Origin of the sequence: [Pseudomonas] carboxydohydrogena (assembly GCF_029030725.1) — a bacterium.
In the GTDB taxonomy this organism is placed as follows: Bacteria; Pseudomonadota; Alphaproteobacteria; order Rhizobiales; family Xanthobacteraceae; genus Afipia; species Afipia carboxydohydrogena.
Map to the genome: position 1 here is coordinate 2,341,600 of NZ_CP113162.1, position 17,058 is coordinate 2,358,657.

A 17,058-nucleotide genomic window follows, 5' to 3' on the forward strand; every position below is an offset into this window, starting at 1 on the left:
AACTCTCGATAATTAGCGAATGACGGCGTCGGGCCAGAGTTTATCTTCGCGTTCGGTTTGCGCGATGGAGGCGTTCGCCAGTGCTTCGGCCTTCTTCGCAAGGCCGGTCGCGGCATCGAAGTTGCCTTCGTCCGCGGCCTTCTTGGCGTCCTTCAAAGCGGCGACGGTTGTGGTCCACTGATTGCGCAGTTCGCCAGCCTTCTTGTTCGCCGCCTCGGCTTTTTCATAGGCAGTCTTGAATGTGTCGGCGGTTTCCGCCGCATGCGCGGAAGCCAGAGCCATCAGAACAGCCGCGCCCGCTACGATCGATGTCATGATACGCATGGTCATCTCCTACGGCCGCGCGCCCGGACCCGAAATCGGCAGTCCGTTGGCCATGTACGACAGATAATATTCGACGTTGCGATATTCGGGGTCCTGCGGCTTCAGCGGCACGCCACGCACCTGGCTGTTGCAGGAGGTGAAGCGGCGGCTGATCGTGCCCATCCCGCCCCATTCGGAGCGATAGATCGGCATCGCGTTCAGGATGCCCAGCGCAGGCGCGAGGACTTCAGCCCGGATGTGCTCGCCCGGAGCCTGAACGTGGCAGCTCGCACAGGAAAAATTGAACTGCCCGCGCCGCTGATAGAAATACTGTTTGCCCTTTTCATAGGCTTCCAGCGCCTTCGGATTGTTCTTCGGAATCTTGATGTCGAACGGCTTGCCGCGCGACGTGAAAGCCATATAGGCCGTCACCGCCGCCATATCGTCCTTCATGTAGTTGTAGGGCTTCTCGCCATTCTTCTCGAGACACTGGTTGACGGCGACTTCGAGCGTGACGACCTCGTTCGTCTTCTCGTCGAAGTAAGGATAGTTCTGACGGACGCCGATGCCCTTGTTGTCGAAGCAATCGGCGAACGTCTTGCCGTTCTTGAAGGGCTTCTCGAAAAGCTCCTTGCCCTTATCCAGAGCGAAATCGTAGGGCGGGAAGACTTCCTTCTCGATCCACTGCTTCCGCAATCCTTCATTCATCGAATAAGGACCGTTGACGAAATCGTTGAGTTCGACCTTCGGAAACTTGTCCGTGAAGTATTTGCGGAATGCCTTGAAATCCTGTTCAGGCGACGACGCCGTCGTCTCTGCCAAAAGCGGCGGTGCGAAAGCACAGGTCATGACTGTCGCAAGAACCACAAGATGACGCATCGTTCGATCCTTCCCGTTCAACGATCAAGCAATCTTGGCCGTCGTGGTGTCCGTCTCACCCTTGTTGTCGATCCAGGTGATCTTGAGATCGTCGCCCTTCTTCCCCCCCTTGAAGGAGAACTTCACGAAGGGATCTTTAGAGACAGCCGGGCCCCACAGCGCGGTGAAAACGACCTTGCCGCCGGTCTCGAACTGCACCGTCTCGATATGATGAGGCGGAATGAGCTGTCCCTTGGAATCCTTGACGAAGCCTGAGTCCATCGGGTGCTGGACGAGCGCCTGAACCTCGGTGGTGTCGGCGCCAGCGATGGCGCGTACGCGAATAGATGCCATGATCTGTTTCCTCCTCAGCCGCCGCAGCCGCCGACAGTGACTTTAACTTCCTTGCTGGCGCTGTAGAGCTTGCCATCCGACTCGACGACGGCGATGACCTTGCTGGTCTTGGCCATCTTCAGGCGATTGGACACAGCCGGAATCGTGCCTTCAGGAATCTTGTAGGAAGCCGCGAGCGCGTTGGGGTTTTCAGCGACCATCAACGAGATCGACGTTACCTTCGGCAGCGTGGTGCTGACGCTGATCGGCACCACCGCGCCATTCTCGGCGATCTCCGGTGCGTCGAGCTTGACCTTGTCCGAGGCTTCGGCGGTCTTGCCGTACAATGCCTTGAGGGTGTCGTCCTGGCTCTTCAGCTTGAAGGCTTCGGCCGGCCAGCCCGCGGCATCGGCCGCGAAAGCCGCAACCGAGCGCAGCAGGTTGGCGCTCGCGCCCAGCACGGTCGCAAGCGCGGCTCCCTTCAACAGACTTCTGCGCGAGGTGCGCAGGTCGGGCAGTTTTGCGATAAACATTCGATTTCCTCCGGGGTTTTCTTAGAGCTGATAGAGAAAGTCGACGATCGCCGAGATTTCTTTATCGGTCAGGATAAGGTTGCGGCCGAAAGGCGGCATCACCGTCTCCGGGTTGCGCTTGGTCTCGTCCTCGATAATCGCGGTCAATTCCTTGCGGTCCGGAAAGCGCGCCTTCATGTCGTTGAGTGCCGGTCCGATGGAGCCCGGAAAATCGCCGCCCTTGAATTCGTGGCAGGTGATGCAATTGCCCTTGCTGCGATTGAGCGCCAGCGCCTTCCCGTCCAACGGCTCCGTCGGCTGGGCGTAGGCTGCAACAGGCATCGTCAGGGCAACCAGGGTTGCTGCAATTGCGAGATGGAGACGATTAAAATGCATCCTGCGCGCTCCAGTTTACTTCGGTTGCATAGTATCGAGCGGACCGGAGGTCCTTGGCGTCAGGTCCTTCCCTTCAGCCGTCGAGACAATCTTCAATGTTGATGGATCAACACACTTCGTCATGCAAGGCTTCATTGCGGTGTCCGGACGAGGATCCTGCCACGAAAAACTATCATGGTTAGGCATTTTTACTTTTGGCAAGGATTCTTTGTCAGCGACAAAGTCCGCCGGGACAATATTATTCAGATTCAGAACGTAGGCCGTCAACGCATAAACGTCGTCCGCCGACAGCGTGCGCGGCGTCGGGAACGGCATCGCGCGATTAATGTAGTCCCAAAGTGTTACGGCGAACGGCCAGTAGCTGCCGACCGTCGGTTCGGGACGATCCGCGGTGAGCGAACCGTTGCCGCCCGCGAGCTTGGGATAACGCCCCTCGCCCTCGCCGAAGGTGCCGTGACAGGATGCGCACTGATCGGCGAAAACCTCGGCGCCATGGTTCACGTCGCCCTTGCCGGGGGGCAATCCCTTGCCGTCCTCGCCGCGGGCGTCGATATCCCAGCCCTTGATCTGCTCGGGCGTTGCGGGCGTGCCGTAACCGAAGCGCTGATGCGTCCCTGCCGCCATGACGGAAGCAGGCACGGCACTCACCGCCAGCAGGGCGGCGGCGAACATCATGGGCCGCAGGCTAGCCAAGCTGGACATCGTAAATGCTCCCATCGGGCTTCACCTGCCAGGTCTGAATCGAGTTGTTGTGGTAGACGGAGTTGGTGCCACGAATCTTCCGCAGCGCAGCGAGCGTCGGCTGCACGAAGCCGGTCTCATCCACCGCGCGCGATTCCAGGAATGCGGGCTTGCCGTCCCAGCGCCACGGAATCGCAAAGCGTGTGAGCGCCTTCGACAGCACAGGCTCCTTCAGTTCGGCCTGCCGCCAGTTCGCGCCGCCATCGGTGGAGACGTGAACCTCCTTGATCTTGCCGTTGCCGGTCCATGCAAGACCACGGATTTCATAAAGACCGGGTCCGCTGAGCGGCACTTCCGGGCACGGGAACGTAATCACCGACTTGGCGTCGATCAGCCAGGTGAAGCCGCGCGATTTTCCGTCCGGCATCAGGTCGGTGTACTTCGAGGTCTCCTCGCGGGTGTACCAGGGCTTGTCGCCGACCTTGATGCGCCGCAGCCACTTCACGCTGACATTGCCTTCCCAGCCGGGAACGACCAGCCGCAGCGGATAGCCCTGCTCCGGCCGCAGCGCTTCGCCGTTCTGCGCGTAGACCACGAGGCAATCGTCGAGACATTTGTCGAGCGGCAGGCTTCGCGCCATGTGAGCGCCATCCGCACCCTCGACCAGAATCCACTTCGCGTCCTTCTTCAGGCCGACTTCCTCGAGCAGCGTCGAGAGCTTCACGCCGGTCCACTCCGCGCAGCTCACCATGCCATGGGTGAACTGTAGCGAATTGAGCTGCGCACCGCGCCACTCCATGCCGCCATTGGCCGGACACTCGATGAAATGGATGCGGGACGTCGAGGGAAACCGCATGATGTCCTTCATCGTCAGGATGATTGGACGATCGACCAGCCCATGGATCATCAGCCGATGCTTGTCGGCTTCGACGTCCGGGCGGCCCGCGTGATAACGCTCGAAGAACAGGCTGTTGGGCGTGATGATGCCGTGCAGGCTCTGTAGCGGCGAGAAACTGATCGAGGATTCGGTGCCCGCCGTGAGCCATGGCACGTTGCGGCGGATGACGCCGGCCTGCTCGGGCGAAGGCTTGCCGTAAGGCTGATCGACGACACCGGCGCCGATGGATTGCGACCATTCATTTTCGGCAGGCGGCGTGGCATCGTCGGCGCGCGCCGACGAACCATTCAGCAAGGCCGCGCCTGCGGCGGCGCCAGCCATTTTCAGCAAATGCCGCCTGGGGATCTGGACACGCTCCGACCCGGCAGCCAAGGACGCCTTACGGGCATCCTCCAATAAAGAGAACGGCACTCGGTCTCCTCCCTGAGTGGTCAACCATTTCGATGGGACCATTTGTTTTACTTATTGTTCCAGATCAAATATCATCGGGAACTAATTTAGTCAACGCTAAACTAAGAAATTGGCGTTTTGCCCGTAAAATTGGTAGGATGGACTCACAGAAAAAATTTCAGGACCGATTTCGATGACTACGGCTCTCGCGACGAAGACGCGCGCGAACAAGTTACGCCCGGATCAATTGCTGGAACAGCAGGCGCGAGAAGTGTCCCGCCTCCTGAGCGTTCTTGCGAACGAAAACCGCCTGCTGATCGTTTGCTACCTCATGATGCGAAACGAAATGAAGGTCGGCGAACTGGTCGATGCATTGCATCTCAGTCAGTCCGCGCTCTCGCAGCACCTGACCAAGCTGCGCGAGGAAGGACTCGTCGAATTCCGGCGCGAGTCGCAAACGCTCCACTACAAGATCGCCGACGAGCGCGTGACCAAGCTCGTCAAGGTCCTCAAGAAACTGTACTGCGACGACGCGATATGAAGAATTTGCTGCGCGTAACCACTCTGGCGACACTGGCGTGGGCGATGCTCCCCGCCGCCCTCCTCGCTCAAGACAAGGCGCAGGATTACGCTCCGCTCGACCGTCCGATTACGGTGGATCAGGTCCCCGGCAAGGATATTTTCTACAGCATCGGCAGCCCCGGCATTCCGGGCAAGGCCAATGAAGGCAACACTTCCAACGCCGGTTATGTCGTGACGCCCGACGGCGTCGTCGTGTTCGATGCGCTCGGCACGCCCTCGCTCGGCTGGGCGCTTTTGCAGGACATCCGCAAGCGCACTGACAAGGACATCCGCTACATGGTGGTTAGCCACTATCATGCCGACCACATCTACGGCCTTCAGGCGTTTCGCGATCACAGCCGCGCGGTCATCATCGCCCAGGACAACTCGGCTGACTACACCGAGAACAGGGAAACCTCCGACGAGCGCGCGGACGAGCGGCTCGATCAGCGACGCGGCGCCCTCGCGCCGTGGGTCGATGAGCACACACGGATCGTCCCGCCCGATATCATTTTCGACGACCGGCTCACGATCTCGCTGGGGGGCAAGCATTTCTCGCTGATTTTCGCAGGACCTGCTCACTCCAAAAGTGACATCATGATGATGGTCGAGCCAGACGGCGTTTTGTTTGCCGGCGACATCGTTCAGAACGGCCGCATTCCCTTCATGAACAGCGACGACGTCAGCACGGTGCATTGGCTCAAGGCGCTCGACGATGTCCGCACGCTCAATCCCAAATATATCATTCCGGGGCACGGCAAGCCGTCCTCCGCAGCGCAAGAGGCCATCGCTTTCACGCGCGACTACATCCTGTATGTGCGCAAGGCGATGAGCGACGCGGTTGCGAACTGGGTCGATTTCGATACCGCCTACGATGCGACGGACTGGTCCAAATACAAGGGCTACCCTGCTTTCGAAAGCAACAACCGCGGCAATGCCTATCGTATTTTCCTGGAGCTTGAAGGGTCGCAATTCAAGAAATAGGACAAGCGCCTTCGTAGACTCCGAGCCAGAGGATATTGATGTCGTCCACCATCCGGATACAGGCCCGTCTGATTGGCGATTTGACCGAGGTTCAGACCTTGATCAAGCACCCGATGGATTCCGGATTCGGCAAAGATCCCGACGGCAAACTCATTCCCGCGCATTACATCGAAACCCTCAGTTTCGAGCATAATGGCAAGCCCGTTTTCTCCGCCGATTGGGGACCGACGGTCGCACGGCAGCCCTACGTCAAATTCTCCTTCAAGGGAGGAAAGGTCGGCGACACCATCACGGCAAAATGGATCGACAACAAGCGCGCGGCCGACAGCGCGAAGACGCAGATCAAGACCGACTAGATTGTAATCTATTCGGATTGGAACAGATGCTCGCCTCGTCATTCCGGCGCGCGAGCGAACCCTAAATCCCGCTCACCGCATCGAGACTCCGGATCAGTCCGCCTTCGGCGCCCTGTCCGGCATGACGCCCATACCCGAGCCCATAAATAAAAATGGCTGACAGCACGGATGCAAGAAACCCGTGTCTGCCAGCCACTTTTAAGAAAACAGAGGCTTATTTCTTGTTGCCGCTGGCGTCGAACTGCTTGAGGTACGCGATCACGTCCGCGCGCTTGCCGGCCTGCGAAATGCCGGGGAACGCCATCTTGCCGTGCGGCGCGAGGTGCTTCGGATTGGTCAGGTAGTCGTCGAGCGTCGCCTCGTCCCAGACCTTGTTCGCACCATTGCCGGTCTTGAGGTCCGCCGAATAGCTGTAGCCCTCGACCGAAGCCCACTTGCGGCCGACGATGCCGTTCAACTCGGGGCCGACCTTGGTCTTGGCTCCGGGGCCAATCGCATGACAGGCCATGCAGACCTTGAAAGCCTGCTCGCCCTTGGCCGGATCACCGGGTTCGGCGTGAGCGGCGCCTGCAAAGGCGACAAGAGTGGCAGCAGCAACGATCCAACGCATCTTCTTCTCCTTGGCTTGCTCTTGGCTGTGTGTGCAGCCGCGTTGAGAGCAGCCGCTTAGAACGCTTCTATATCACTCTGAAGCCGATCTACAGCAAGAGACATGTGCAAAAGAAATTTTGTCGGACGTTAGAGGCCGATCGCCAATCCGTCGCTGCGCGGATCGTGGGCACCCTCTATCAAGCCATCGTCATGAATGACGATGGCTCCGGCCTGCCCTCCCAAGGGACTGTTCGCCGAAATCATGCTGGTTTCGTGGCCGCGCGCCGACAAGTCCTGCGCGGTTGCCGTGCCGACGCTTTCCTCCAGCTTCAGCGTGTCCCGACTATCGGAAAACGTCTTGCCGAGCAGGAAGCGCGGTTGGCTGAGCGCCGTCAGCGGATCGAGGCCGTAATCCAGCAGCCGCGTCAGCAGCACCGTCAGGGTCTGCGGCTGACCATCCGCGCCTTGCGTGCCGTACAGCACATGCGGCTTGCCGTTCTTCATCGCGAGGCCGGGATTGAGCGTGTAGAACGGCCGCTTGCCGGGGGCAATCGCGTTCGGGCTATCCGGATCGATGCTGAACGCGGCGCCACGGTTCTGCCAGAGCACGCCGGTGTCGCCCGCGACGACGCCGCTGCCCCAATCGAAATAGGTGCTTTGCAGAATGCTGACGCTACGCCCCTGCGCGTCGGTCGCGGCAAAGTACACGGTGTCGCCGGTGCGGAACAGATGCGGCCAGGGCAGCGCCCGCGCCTTGATCGCGGCCGCCTTGCTATCGAGCCGTGACGGCGTGAGCCTCCGGGCGATGTCGGCAGCGGCGAAATCCGGATCGGCGATGCCGCCGCGGTCGAGGAAAGCCTGTTTCACCGCCTCGACGCAGCGATGATAATATTCGGCACTCCCCTCCTCGACCCCGGCGAAGCCGAGCCGGTTCAGGATGCCCATGATCTCCAGCGTGGTGACGCCCTGCGTCGGCGGCGGCGGCGCGAGCAGCGTTACGCCCCGATAATCCATCGACACCGCCTGCTCCTGACGGCTGAACGTCTTTGCAAGATCGGCAGCCGTCAGCGGAGAGCCGACCGCCTCAAGCCCTTTGCCGATGCGCGCGGCCAGCTCGCCTTCGTAGAACTCGCGGGCGCCATGTTGCGCGATCCGCTTCAGGCTCTGCGCCAGATCTTTCTGCACGAACAGATCACCGGGCTTCGGCGCCTTGCCGTCCGGCAGGAACAGTTTGGAAAATCCCGGCCAGCCAGCCAGTTCTTTTTCGCGGAACGATGTCCAGAACAGTTGCGAGCCCGTGACCGGGAAGCCGCGCTCAGCATAGAGGATCGCAGGCTCCAGCAGCGCGGCAAAACTTTTCGTCTCGCTTTTATCGCCTGCCCAATGCGCCCGCGCGTAGTCATAGGCCTGACGCCATGAATCCACCGCGCCCGCGCTGACGACCGTCGATTGCGGGCCGCGCGCCGCAATCGGCTCTTTATAATCGGGAAGTTTCCCGGCGGCCTGCCCCAGCCCGAGCAACACCGTGTTGCGGCCCTGTGCGTCCGCGATCATCCAGATCGCATCGCCGCCGATGCCGCAGAAGTGCGGATAGGTGACGGCAATCACCGCGCCCATCGCAATCGCGGCCTCGATCGCGTTGCCGCCCTCGCGAAGAACCTTCGCACCCGCTTCGCTCGCAAGCGTGTGCGGGCTCGTCACCATGCCGGTCCGCGATTGCGCCAGACGGGGATCGTTGGACGCCGGGGACGACGGCAATGGGCTTCCCGGCACGCGCCGAGCGCTGTCCGCTTTCAACGCTTGTCCGGAAAGCCCTGTCATTGCCTTATCCTTTCAGTTGCCGGGCCGCCGCTTACGACACGGCTTCCTTGACCTGAGAGGAAGAATGCTCCTCCGCGGCATGATGATGGTGGGCGCCGAAGGTCGCGGTGAGCCACGCATAGATCGGGCCAAGCGCGTTCATCGCCAGCGAGGCAAACAGCGCCGCGTACGGATCGCCCGGGATCGGGCCGAACTTGCCGAAATAGGTGGCGAAGAACGACGCGAAGCCGAAGAACATGCCGGGGATGAAGCTGAACGTCGAAATACGTCCCAGCGACATCATCGTCGCGTTCAGCGTGAACAGGATCACGCATTCCGCCGCAATATAGGCGTTGCCGGTGAAGTACTGCGAAGCGATCTTGAAGCACACCACGATGGCGCAGGCGAAGAAGCCACCGATCGCCATGGTCGGATAGAACTTCTTCATCACCGCGGGCGTCGGGCCGCCGGCCGCGAACGTCGCGGCCCAGGTGATGAAGATCGCCCATGGCGGGAAGTGGAACGAGGTCATGGCGATGAAGATGGTGGTTACTGCGAGCAGCGACGCGACAATTTCCGCTGGTAGCTTTTGCATGGTTGTTTCCTCCTGATCAGTGTGTTGCTGAAGCCGTCTTCTTGGTTTTGGCGTGAGCGTGCGTCTCCGCATGGGCATGACCGCACGTTCGGCAGATCTTGGTATCGAGTTTTGTCATCGCGGCGACTCGACCGCGCTTGAACACCCAGGAACGCGCCGGGATGTCGAGAAGCGCGTCGGCAACGACTTCCGTGTCGAGGATCATCAGATCGGCGGGCTTGCCGACGGCGAGGCCGTAATCCTTGCCGATGCCGACCGCGCGGGCGGCGTCGGTGGTGCTCATCTTCAGAATTTCCGCCTGATGGTCCGGCGTGCCGAACTGGATCAGGTGCGCGAGCAAATTGCCGATCACCAGCGGGTCGGCCTTGCCGAACGGCGTGAAAGCGTTGCGCACATTGTTCGACGCATAGGCGACGTTGACGCCGCCTGCCCGCAAGGCCCGCACCGGCGTGAGACCCCGGCGCTGGTTCACCACATCCTTGCGGCCGCCGAGATAGACGTCGGTCGCCGGCAAGGTGATGATGGCGATATCGGCTTCGCGCAACAGGTCGATCAGCGGCTTCAGCTTCTCCGGCTCGAGCGAACCGGGGCTCGTCACATGGCCCAGCGCGACACGGCCCTGATAACCGGTCTCGATGGTCTTGCGGGCGATGTATTCGGCGGACATGAATCGCTGGTCGCTCGCATCGTCCGAAAAGTCGGCGTGCATATCGACCGGCAGATCATGCTTGATCGCCATCGCGAATACGGTGTCGATGTGTTTTTTGGTGTCGTCCCAAGACACTTCGTTGTAGGGACAGCCACCGACCACATCGGCGCCAAGCTCGATCGCTTTCTCCATCAGATCGACGACGCCCGGCGTCTTGAGGATACCCTCCTGCGGAAACGCGACGATCTGCAAATCGATCAGGTCGCGATATTCCTCGCGCAGTTCGACCGCCGTCTCAACCCCGATCAGATTCTGGATCGGATCGACATCGGGATGCGCGCGGATCAGCGTCGTTCCGCTGGTGATCGCCATGTCCAGCACCTTGCGCGAACGCTCCAGAACATCCTTGCGTTCCTGCTTGGATTTCAGGATACCGGTGACGCGGATCGCCTCGTCCAGCGTGCCGAGGCGCGCGGGCATGCGGCGGTGGAGAAACGCTTTTTCGAGGTGCAGGTGAGCCTCGATGAAGCCGGGCAACGCGACGCGGCCTTCCGCGTCGATTTCCTCGGTCCCGCTCCGGTCGAGCTGCTCCTCGATGGCCGCGATACGGCCGTCCTTGATTCCGATATCGACGAGCGGCTTGTCGTCCTCGATCCGGACCCTGCGGATAATCATATCCATGTTGGTCGCGCTCCCTGTGAAGTGCCGGTTTTCCGGCCTTTTGCCGTGCCTTATGCGATCCGCGGATTCGTTGGCATCTTGCTAACCATGACGTTAGCGGCCCGCCGCCCCGGCGGTAATCGGCGGTGTCCTAAGCCGTTCTAGGAATTTTCCTAGACCCGGCCCGGCCCCAAACCGTGGCGCATGGCGTAGTGGACGAGGTCCACCACCGTCGCGGCATCGAATTTGAGCAGGATGTTGGCCTTATGCGTGCTCACCGTCTTGACGCTGAGGTCGAGCTTGCGCGCGATGTCGGAAATCTTGCGGCCATCGACCAGCAGGTCGAAAATCTCCCGCTCGCGCGGCGTCAGGCGGCGGTGCGGCTCATCCTCGGGCTGCACTTTCAGGGCCGCCGCCTGCGCCGCCGTGGCGCTGACGAACATCTCGTCGTTGGCGACCTTGCGGATCGCCTGAATCAATTGCTGGCTGGCGCTGTTCTTGGTGACATAACCGGCGGCACCCGCCTTGAGGGACTCGATCACATATTGATGCTCGTCATGCATGCTGAGCACGATCACCCGGCCGCTGCCGATCCTCGCGACCACATCGCTCAGGAGCGCAATGCCGCTGCGCCCCGGCATCGACAGATCGAGCAGGACGACGTCGCAGGGCGACGACAACAGAGCAAGAAGCTCCTGCCCGTTGGTCGCCTCGCCCACGATCTCAAGATCGTCGTGCTCGGCCAGAATCTGCTTCAGGCCCTCGCGAAAGATCGCATGGTCGTCGGCGAGTACAAGTCGGATCATGACGGCAGTTTGTCCCGCAAGGCCGGATCGTTCAATGGCAAACGGACAGAGACGATGGTGCCGCCCTGCGGATTGTCGCCGATGGCGACGGCCCCGCCGAGCGCGCGGGCCCGCTCGCGCATACCGACAAGTCCGAGCTTGTTGAGTTGAGGAGCACCTTGATCGATCCCGCGTCCATTGTCGGTGATCTCGATATGTAATTCTTTCCCTTGATGGGAAACCGCGACGCTCGCGCGCCTGGCTTCACCATGGCGCATCACGTTGGTCAGCGCCTCCTGCACGATACGGAACGCGGCGGTCGAAACCGCGCTGTCATAGCCGACATTCTCCCTGTCGAACGACAGCGAGATATCGAGGCCGCCGAGTTCGGCCGAGTTCTGCGTGAGCCATTTCATCGCCGCGACCAGCCCCAGTTCGTCCAGAATCATCGGCCGCAGATTGACCGCGATGCGGCGCAGGTCGGTCACCGAGCGATCCACGATCGACACCAGCCGGTCAACGCGCGCCTGTAGCACATCCTGCGATGCAAGCCGCTCGCGAAGCCAGATCAATTCGAGCTTCATCGCGGTCAGGGTTTGCCCCAGCTCGTCGTGCAACTCGCGCGAAATTCTGGCTTGCTCCTCCTCCCGCACCGATTGCAGGAATGACGACAATTCGCGTAACTGCGCGCGCGAGCGGATCAGCTCATCGGCGGCAGCCTTGCGCTCGGAAATGTCGCGCGAAATCCCGACCGTGCCGATGATGTGCCCGTTATTGTCGCGGATTGGCGATTTGATGGTCTCGAACCACAACATCCGGCCGCCGGGGTCGGAGCGGGTTTCTTCATAGCGCCGCCGCCGCCCGCTTTTCACCACGGCCCGGTCGGTCTGCATGTAAATGTCGGCGAGATCGGACGGCCAAATATCGTATGGCGTCTTGCCGATCACCTCGCCTTCCCGCAGTCCGATGATCGCAAGATAGGCGGAATTGACGGCGAGATAACGGGAATCGCGATCCTTCAACCACGCCGGATCGGGAATGTTGTCGAGCAGCGCGCGCTGCTGTTGTTGCTCAAGGTCACGCACCTGACACCACCGAAGATCCCGCAAGCACCCATGACAGGTTACACCGGCTCCGGCCCTGCGCAAATAAAGTGCAATCGGATGATCGGACGGCTCCCGCGGATGACTCGCAGGGTGCAATCGGATAGATTCCGGCACCTCACGCCGACAAGCCCTTCCGCACCGATCCCGTCATGCGCATTCTTGTTTTCCAGCACCTCGCCATCGAACATCCGGGCATCTTCCGCCAGTTCTGGCGGGAGGATGGCTATCGCCCGGTCACCATCGAAATCGATGAAGGCGAACCGATTCCGGCATTCGATAATTTCGACCTTCTGGTGGTGATGGGCGGCCCGCAGGACGTGTGGCAGGAGGATCGCTTTCCCTGGCTGGTGCAGGAAAAGGCCGCGATCCGCCGCTGGGTTGTCGAAATGGGAAAGCCCTATCTCGGCATCTGCCTCGGCCATCAGTTGCTGGCGTCGGCGCTTGGCGGCAAGGTCGGCAAGATGCATGGCCCGGAGGTCGGGCTCGCACCCGTAACGCTGACGCAGGATGGAATGTCAGACCCTGTTCTCAAGGGTTTTCCGCAAACCATCGAGGCTTTCCACTGGCACGGCGCGGAGGTTGCCGAGCCGCCCGCGGGCACCACGGTTCTTGCATCGAGCGCTCTGTGCGCGGTGCAGGCGATGCGCTGGGGACAGCACGCCTACGACTTTCAGTATCACTGCGAGATCGAATCTTCGACGGTCGATGACTGGGGCCAGATTCCGGCTTACAGGGCCAGCCTCATCAAGGCGCTCGGAGAAGAGAAGGCCGCCAGTTTGGCCTCCGACGTATCGCCTCGCCTGCCCGGCTTTCATGCCTCGGCGCTTCGGCTCCACCGCAACCTGATGGCGACGGTCGGCCCCGGCCGCCCGTGACGCGCGTCCTGCCTCAATTCGCTTCGGCCAGTTGACCGGACGCTACAAGCTGGGCGAGCTTTTCCTCGGTCAATGCCGCACTGAAGAAATAGCCCTGCATCTGATCGCAGCCGAGCGCTTTCAGCACGCTCAACTGCTCCGCCGTCTCCACGCCTTCCGCGGTCGTCGTCATGTCGCGCGCGGCGGCGATATCCACGACCGCCTTCACGATATGCGAAGCGCCATCGGGTTCGGTGATGTTCTTGATGAAGCAGCGGTCGATCTTGATCTTGTTGAACGGGAACAGTTGCAGATAGCGAAGCGACGAATAGCCCGTGCCGAAATCGTCGAGCGCGATGCGCACGCCGAGTCCGCGCAACTCATGGAGAATCGCCAGCGCCTCTTCATCGTCGCGTATCAGCACGGCTTCGGTGATCTCAAGCTCGAGCCGGTTCGCGGGCAATCCCGACGAGCCGAGCGCACTCGCGACGTTGAGCGCCAGCGTATGGCCCTTGAACTGCACCGGCGAGACGTTCACCGCGAGGCGGATATCGTCTGGCCACTGCGCCGCCGCATGGCACGCCGTCTTCAGCACCCATGAGCCGAGCTGATCGATCAGGCCGGTTTCCTCCGCGATCGGAATAAATTCAGCCGGTGACACCAGGCCATGGCGCGGGTGACGCCAGCGCACCAGAGCCTCGCAACCGAGAATCTTCCCGGTCTTGACGTCGATGAACGGCTGATAGTGAACCTCGAACTGCTGATGGAAAAGCGCGTTGCGGATTTCGATTTCCATATCGTGCCGCTTCTGCGCCCGGATTTTCATTTCCGGCTCGAAGAAACGATAGGTCCGCCGCCCGCTGCCCTTCGCGGCATAAAGCGCAAGATCGGCATTGCGGAGCAGGCCCTCAAGCTCGGAGCCATCGCACGGCGATATCGCAATGCCGATACTGGCATCCGCATTGAGATGGTGTCCGGCGCAATCGTAAGGCACACGGATCGCGGCATGAACGCGCTCGATCAGGGGAATAAGTTCGGATCGCTCCTGAACGCCGTTCCGGACGATGGCAAATTCGTCTCCGCCAAGACGCGCGATAAGATCGCCCGGCTCGATGCAGCCGCTGAGGCGGCCGGCAATCGCCACAAGCAGTTCGTCGCCGACAAAATGACCCAGCGTGTCGTTGACCTGCTTGAATTCATCGATGTCGATGGACAGGACGGCAAGGTTTTCCGCCTTGCGCAGCATCGTGTCGAGATAGTCGCGGAACATCGTTCGGTTCGGCAGATCGGTCAGCGCGTCGTAACGCGCCATATGGGCAATGCGATCTTCCGCACGCTGCCGCTCCGTGATGTCTTCCAGAGTCGAAACCCAGCCGCCACCCGAAATCGACTGAAGCGCGGTATGTATCACGCGGCCATCCGGGATATCGGTCGTGATCGCGCCGTTGATCGACACCATCTTGAATATCTCGACGCAATACGCATCGACATCGCCGCCGAACATTCCATGCTTCTTCCGAAGCGCCATGATCTCGCGCAGGCTATAGCCCGGCTTGATGGAATCATTCGGCAGACCGAACATTTCCGTATACCGGCGATTGAAAATCACCAGCCGGTGATTGGCATCGAACAACAACAAGCCCTGCTTGAGATTATTGACCGCCGTATCGAGACGCTTCTTCTCCAGCATCAGTCGTTGCTGGGATGCGTTGTGCTGGGAGATAAACCGCCGGACGATGAACAGGACGATCAACGCCACAGCGATGGACGCAGCGAGGGCGATCAGGATCAGGACGCGAGTCTGCTCGTGCCAGTCAGCCAGCGCGGATTCCACCGTCCGGGTGGCGATAATGACGATCGGAAAATCGTCGAGCTTGCGGATCGAGCCGATCTGCTGCTGGCCCGTCACCGGGCTCGTCATCATCAGCGAACCGTGATTGGCTTGCTTGAGGATGCCCTGGAACAGCGGGCCGTTGCTGAAGTTTCGGCCGATCATGGAATCGATGTGCGGATAGCGCGCGATCATCACGCCATTTTCATGGAACATGGAAATCGCCGCATCCGGGCCGAGCGACAGCGAGGCGAAGAACGCCTCGAACCGCGCGGGCTCGACGCCGCGGCTGACGATACCGAGGAATTCACCGTTTGGGCCGACCAGCTTGCGCGCGAAGATCGTGGTCCATGTGCCGGTCACACGGCTATTGACGGGATTTACAACCAGCTTGAGCGAGTGCGGCCCGAACTTCAATTCCTTGAAGTGCTTTCGGTCGCCAACGCTGAGGTCGGGAACAGGCCAGGTTTCGGAGGAGTTGATCAACTGGCCATCCGGGCCAAAGAAATTCACCGGGCCGACATACGGCATCGAACGAATCTTGGTAGCGAGCCTCTGGTGGAAATCCTCGCTGGAGATTTCCTGTAGAAATTCCTTGGGAGACTTGGTTTCGAGCAAGCGGGCCTGAGCAACGGCATCCTCTTGGATCACCTGCCAGTCCTGCAATTGCTGATCGAAATGGCGCGTCAGAAGCTGCAACGTATTTTCCAGATCGCGCTTGCTGTTCGCCAGCGTGCGATCGCGAAAATTATTGATGGTCAAAGCCGTGCCAAGCACGATCGATGCGACGAGCACGACTCCGCTGACGATCAGCCAGAAAATCGGACTACGCTGCTGTGGCTTGACGGCGCGCTCGATCGCATCAGCAATCTCGGGCGCATCAAAGCTGCCATCATGATATGAACCGCGTTCTGCCATCATCCCTCTTTCGGGGGTGAATGCATACCGGGGCGGAGTAGAGATCACGTTAGCAGGAGCGGTTAGCGAGCCGTTAAACCGCAGTCAAAAACAGACATTACGAAGACGGTTAAAATTTCCCGTCCAGCAGAAATTAAAAGTGGAATCCAGGCTTACAGGCTGGTTACAGCACTTCCGCGGCGTAACGGCAGCGGCGGGTATCGCAACGGCTGATGCGCAACTCCACCGGCTGGCCACCGACATCGGTCGCGACGCGATGGACTTCCAGCAACGGCATCCCTGCCTTCAGGCCCAGCCTCTTTGCCTCCTCCGCAGTCGCGGCGACAGCCGCCAGCCGCTCGATGACGCGCACGATGCTGATGCCGAACTTCTCCTGATAGATGACGTACATTTCCTCATCCATCGGGCTGTGCGCCTCGACGGAGAGATCGGGCATCACATCCACCGGGACGTAGATCCGCTCGAAAATCGCGGGCTTGCCGTTGAGGCTGCGCACGCGGGTAATCGCGTGAAGCATGGCCGAGGAATCGACGCCCAGATCGCTGGCCTGATCGCGCGTCGCGCGCTGGATGCGTTGCGACAGCACCACGCTCGCGGGAATGATCCGGCTGCCGTCCGGCTCGACCATGCGGAAGAATTGATACAGCGCCCGGTCACGGGAATGGCGCGCGACGAAAGTGCCGACACCCTGCCGCCGCACGATCATGCGGTCGGCTTCCAGCGCGTTCAGCGCCTTGCGGACGGTGCCCTGGCTGACATTGTACTCGGCGGCGAGTTCATACTCGCTCGGAAGCATCTGTCCCGGCTTCCAGCTCCCTGCACCGATACGCTTGACGAGCAGCGTCTTCACCTGCGCGTACAGGGGAAGGTATTCGGTATGACCACCTGACACTGTCGTTTCGTTGCTCACCAGATCCTTCGCCGCTGCAAACGATTCAAGACGATAAGTAACAGAAGCCGCCTCCGGACCGAAGCCCTTCCCGCCCGCCAGAGCGGC

At 60.7% G+C, this 17,058-nt stretch carries 19 protein-coding genes; 4 read left to right on the forward strand and 15 right to left on the reverse strand.

Features of this window, described 5'->3' with window-relative positions:
• Positions 1–12 precede the first annotated feature (12 nt).
• From AFIC_RS11290 to soxC, 7 genes are read right to left on the reverse strand one after another with little or no spacing between them, the layout of a single operon-like run.
• Entirely contained in the window at positions 13–324 is a 312-nt protein-coding gene (locus tag AFIC_RS11290) for a hypothetical protein (protein WP_275246334.1), read from the reverse strand.
• A gap of 9 nt (positions 325–333) precedes the next feature.
• Positions 334–1,152, reverse strand: coding sequence for a sulfur oxidation c-type cytochrome SoxA (soxA, locus tag AFIC_RS11295; protein WP_275248705.1), 819 nt, complete (start codon positions 1,150–1,152; stop codon positions 334–336).
• A 54-nt stretch (positions 1,153–1,206) separates the two neighbouring features.
• On the reverse strand, positions 1,207–1,518 hold the full coding sequence (gene soxZ / locus AFIC_RS11300) for a thiosulfate oxidation carrier complex protein SoxZ (RefSeq protein WP_275248706.1): 312 nt from the start codon (positions 1,516–1,518) through the stop codon (positions 1,207–1,209).
• Between the two features lie 11 nt (positions 1,519–1,529).
• Positions 1,530–2,027, reverse strand: a complete 498-nt coding sequence (soxY, locus tag AFIC_RS11305) for a thiosulfate oxidation carrier protein SoxY (protein WP_275246335.1) — start codon at positions 2,025–2,027, stop codon at positions 1,530–1,532.
• 21 nt (positions 2,028–2,048) lie between these two features.
• The gene (soxX, locus tag AFIC_RS11310; protein WP_420833331.1) at positions 2,049–2,402 is read right to left on the reverse strand and encodes a sulfur oxidation c-type cytochrome SoxX; all 354 of its coding nucleotides are present in this window, start codon (positions 2,400–2,402) and stop codon (positions 2,049–2,051) included.
• Between the two features lie 15 nt (positions 2,403–2,417).
• The gene (locus tag AFIC_RS11315) at positions 2,418–3,104 is read right to left on the reverse strand and encodes a c-type cytochrome (protein ID WP_275248708.1); all 687 of its coding nucleotides are present in this window, start codon (positions 3,102–3,104) and stop codon (positions 2,418–2,420) included.
• Positions 3,088–4,392 (reverse strand): sulfite dehydrogenase, encoded by a 1,305-nt coding sequence (gene soxC / locus AFIC_RS11320; protein ID WP_275246336.1) that lies wholly within the window; start codon positions 4,390–4,392, stop codon positions 3,088–3,090. Before soxC ends, AFIC_RS11315 begins: the two co-directional genes overlap by 17 nt.
• Before the next feature lie 172 nt (positions 4,393–4,564).
• Between soxC and AFIC_RS11325 the strand changes: the two genes are divergently transcribed.
• Genes AFIC_RS11325 through soxZ (AFIC_RS11335) form a run of 3 tightly spaced genes read left to right on the forward strand, consistent with a single transcriptional unit; the run spans position 4,565 to position 6,272 of the window.
• Positions 4,565–4,912 (forward strand): ArsR/SmtB family transcription factor, encoded by a 348-nt coding sequence (locus tag AFIC_RS11325; RefSeq protein WP_275246337.1) that lies wholly within the window; start codon positions 4,565–4,567, stop codon positions 4,910–4,912.
• On the forward strand, positions 4,909–5,916 hold the full coding sequence (locus tag AFIC_RS11330) for an MBL fold metallo-hydrolase (RefSeq protein ID WP_275246338.1): 1,008 nt from the start codon (positions 4,909–4,911) through the stop codon (positions 5,914–5,916). The genes AFIC_RS11325 and AFIC_RS11330 overlap by 4 nt, the downstream gene beginning before the upstream one ends.
• Before the next feature lie 38 nt (positions 5,917–5,954).
• Positions 5,955–6,272 (forward strand): thiosulfate oxidation carrier complex protein SoxZ, encoded by a 318-nt coding sequence (gene soxZ / locus AFIC_RS11335; protein WP_275246339.1) that lies wholly within the window; start codon positions 5,955–5,957, stop codon positions 6,270–6,272.
• Between the two features lie 214 nt (positions 6,273–6,486).
• On the opposite strand, the gene AFIC_RS11340 is transcribed toward soxZ (AFIC_RS11335), so the two are convergent.
• The 6 genes from AFIC_RS11340 to AFIC_RS11365 all read right to left on the reverse strand — a co-directional run bounded on the left by AFIC_RS11340 (position 6,487) and on the right by AFIC_RS11365 (position 12,437).
• Entirely contained in the window at positions 6,487–6,882 is a 396-nt protein-coding gene (locus tag AFIC_RS11340) for a c-type cytochrome (protein ID WP_275246340.1), read from the reverse strand.
• Between the two features lie 128 nt (positions 6,883–7,010).
• Positions 7,011–8,567 carry a gamma-glutamyltransferase family protein gene (locus tag AFIC_RS11345; RefSeq protein WP_275248709.1) on the reverse strand — a complete coding sequence of 519 codons (1,557 nt, stop codon included), beginning with the start codon at positions 8,565–8,567 and terminating at the stop codon, positions 7,011–7,013.
• 148 nt (positions 8,568–8,715) lie between these two features.
• Positions 8,716–9,258, reverse strand: a complete 543-nt coding sequence (locus AFIC_RS11350) for a DUF1097 domain-containing protein (protein WP_275246341.1) — start codon at positions 9,256–9,258, stop codon at positions 8,716–8,718.
• A 16-nt stretch (positions 9,259–9,274) separates the two neighbouring features.
• A complete protein-coding gene (locus tag AFIC_RS11355; RefSeq protein WP_275246342.1) occupies positions 9,275–10,588 on the reverse strand; it encodes an amidohydrolase family protein in 1,314 nt (437 codons plus the stop codon).
• A gap of 152 nt (positions 10,589–10,740) precedes the next feature.
• Positions 10,741–11,373 carry a response regulator transcription factor gene (locus tag AFIC_RS11360; protein ID WP_275246343.1) on the reverse strand — a complete coding sequence of 211 codons (633 nt, stop codon included), beginning with the start codon at positions 11,371–11,373 and terminating at the stop codon, positions 10,741–10,743.
• A complete protein-coding gene (locus AFIC_RS11365) occupies positions 11,370–12,437 on the reverse strand; it encodes a PAS domain-containing sensor histidine kinase (RefSeq protein WP_275246344.1) in 1,068 nt (355 codons plus the stop codon). The genes AFIC_RS11360 and AFIC_RS11365 overlap by 4 nt, the downstream gene beginning before the upstream one ends.
• A 170-nt stretch (positions 12,438–12,607) precedes the next feature.
• On the opposite strand from AFIC_RS11365, the gene AFIC_RS11370 reads away from it, so the two are divergent.
• Entirely contained in the window at positions 12,608–13,333 is a 726-nt protein-coding gene (locus AFIC_RS11370; protein ID WP_275246345.1) for a type 1 glutamine amidotransferase, read from the forward strand.
• A 13-nt stretch (positions 13,334–13,346) separates the two neighbouring features.
• On the opposite strand, the gene AFIC_RS11375 is transcribed toward AFIC_RS11370, so the two are convergent.
• Both AFIC_RS11375 and AFIC_RS11380 read right to left on the reverse strand, forming a co-directional pair.
• Positions 13,347–16,064: a bifunctional diguanylate cyclase/phosphodiesterase gene (locus tag AFIC_RS11375; RefSeq protein WP_420833332.1), complete on the reverse strand. Its 2,718-nt coding sequence runs from the start codon at positions 16,062–16,064 to the stop codon at positions 13,347–13,349.
• Positions 16,065–16,224: 160 nt separating this feature from the next.
• Positions 16,225–16,971 carry a GntR family transcriptional regulator gene (locus tag AFIC_RS11380; RefSeq protein WP_275246346.1) on the reverse strand — a complete coding sequence of 249 codons (747 nt, stop codon included), beginning with the start codon at positions 16,969–16,971 and terminating at the stop codon, positions 16,225–16,227.
• Positions 16,972–17,058: the final 87 nt, after the last annotated feature.

Bases quoted from the DNA above. Each gene is read 5' to 3' on its own strand.
- AFIC_RS11290 (WP_275246334.1), bottom strand. From the start codon at position 324: ATGCGTATCATGACATCGATCGTAGCGGGCGCGGCTGTTCTGATGGCT.
- soxA (WP_275248705.1), bottom strand. From the start codon at position 1,152: ATGACCTGTGCTTTCGCACCGCCGCTTTTGGCAGAGACGACGGCGTCG.
- soxY (WP_275246335.1), bottom strand. From the start codon at position 2,027: ATGTTTATCGCAAAACTGCCCGACCTGCGCACCTCGCGCAGAAGTCTG.
- soxX (WP_420833331.1), bottom strand. From the start codon at position 2,402: ATGCATTTTAATCGTCTCCATCTCGCAATTGCAGCAACCCTGGTTGCC.
- AFIC_RS11315 (WP_275248708.1), bottom strand. From the start codon at position 3,104: ATGTCCAGCTTGGCTAGCCTGCGGCCCATGATGTTCGCCGCCGCCCTG.
- AFIC_RS11325 (WP_275246337.1), top strand. From the start codon at position 4,565: ATGACTACGGCTCTCGCGACGAAGACGCGCGCGAACAAGTTACGCCCG.
- AFIC_RS11330 (WP_275246338.1), top strand. From the start codon at position 4,909: ATGAAGAATTTGCTGCGCGTAACCACTCTGGCGACACTGGCGTGGGCG.
- soxZ (WP_275246339.1), top strand. From the start codon at position 5,955: ATGTCGTCCACCATCCGGATACAGGCCCGTCTGATTGGCGATTTGACC.
- AFIC_RS11340 (WP_275246340.1), bottom strand. From the start codon at position 6,882: ATGCGTTGGATCGTTGCTGCTGCCACTCTTGTCGCCTTTGCAGGCGCC.
- AFIC_RS11345 (WP_275248709.1), bottom strand. From the start codon at position 8,567: ATGGTGACGAGCCCGCACACGCTTGCGAGCGAAGCGGGTGCGAAGGTT.
- AFIC_RS11350 (WP_275246341.1), bottom strand. From the start codon at position 9,258: ATGCAAAAGCTACCAGCGGAAATTGTCGCGTCGCTGCTCGCAGTAACC.
- AFIC_RS11355 (WP_275246342.1), bottom strand. From the start codon at position 10,588: ATGGATATGATTATCCGCAGGGTCCGGATCGAGGACGACAAGCCGCTC.
- AFIC_RS11360 (WP_275246343.1), bottom strand. From the start codon at position 11,373: ATGATCCGACTTGTACTCGCCGACGACCATGCGATCTTTCGCGAGGGC.
- AFIC_RS11370 (WP_275246345.1), top strand. From the start codon at position 12,608: ATGCGCATTCTTGTTTTCCAGCACCTCGCCATCGAACATCCGGGCATC.
- AFIC_RS11375 (WP_420833332.1), bottom strand. From the start codon at position 16,064: ATGATGGCAGAACGCGGTTCATATCATGATGGCAGCTTTGATGCGCCC.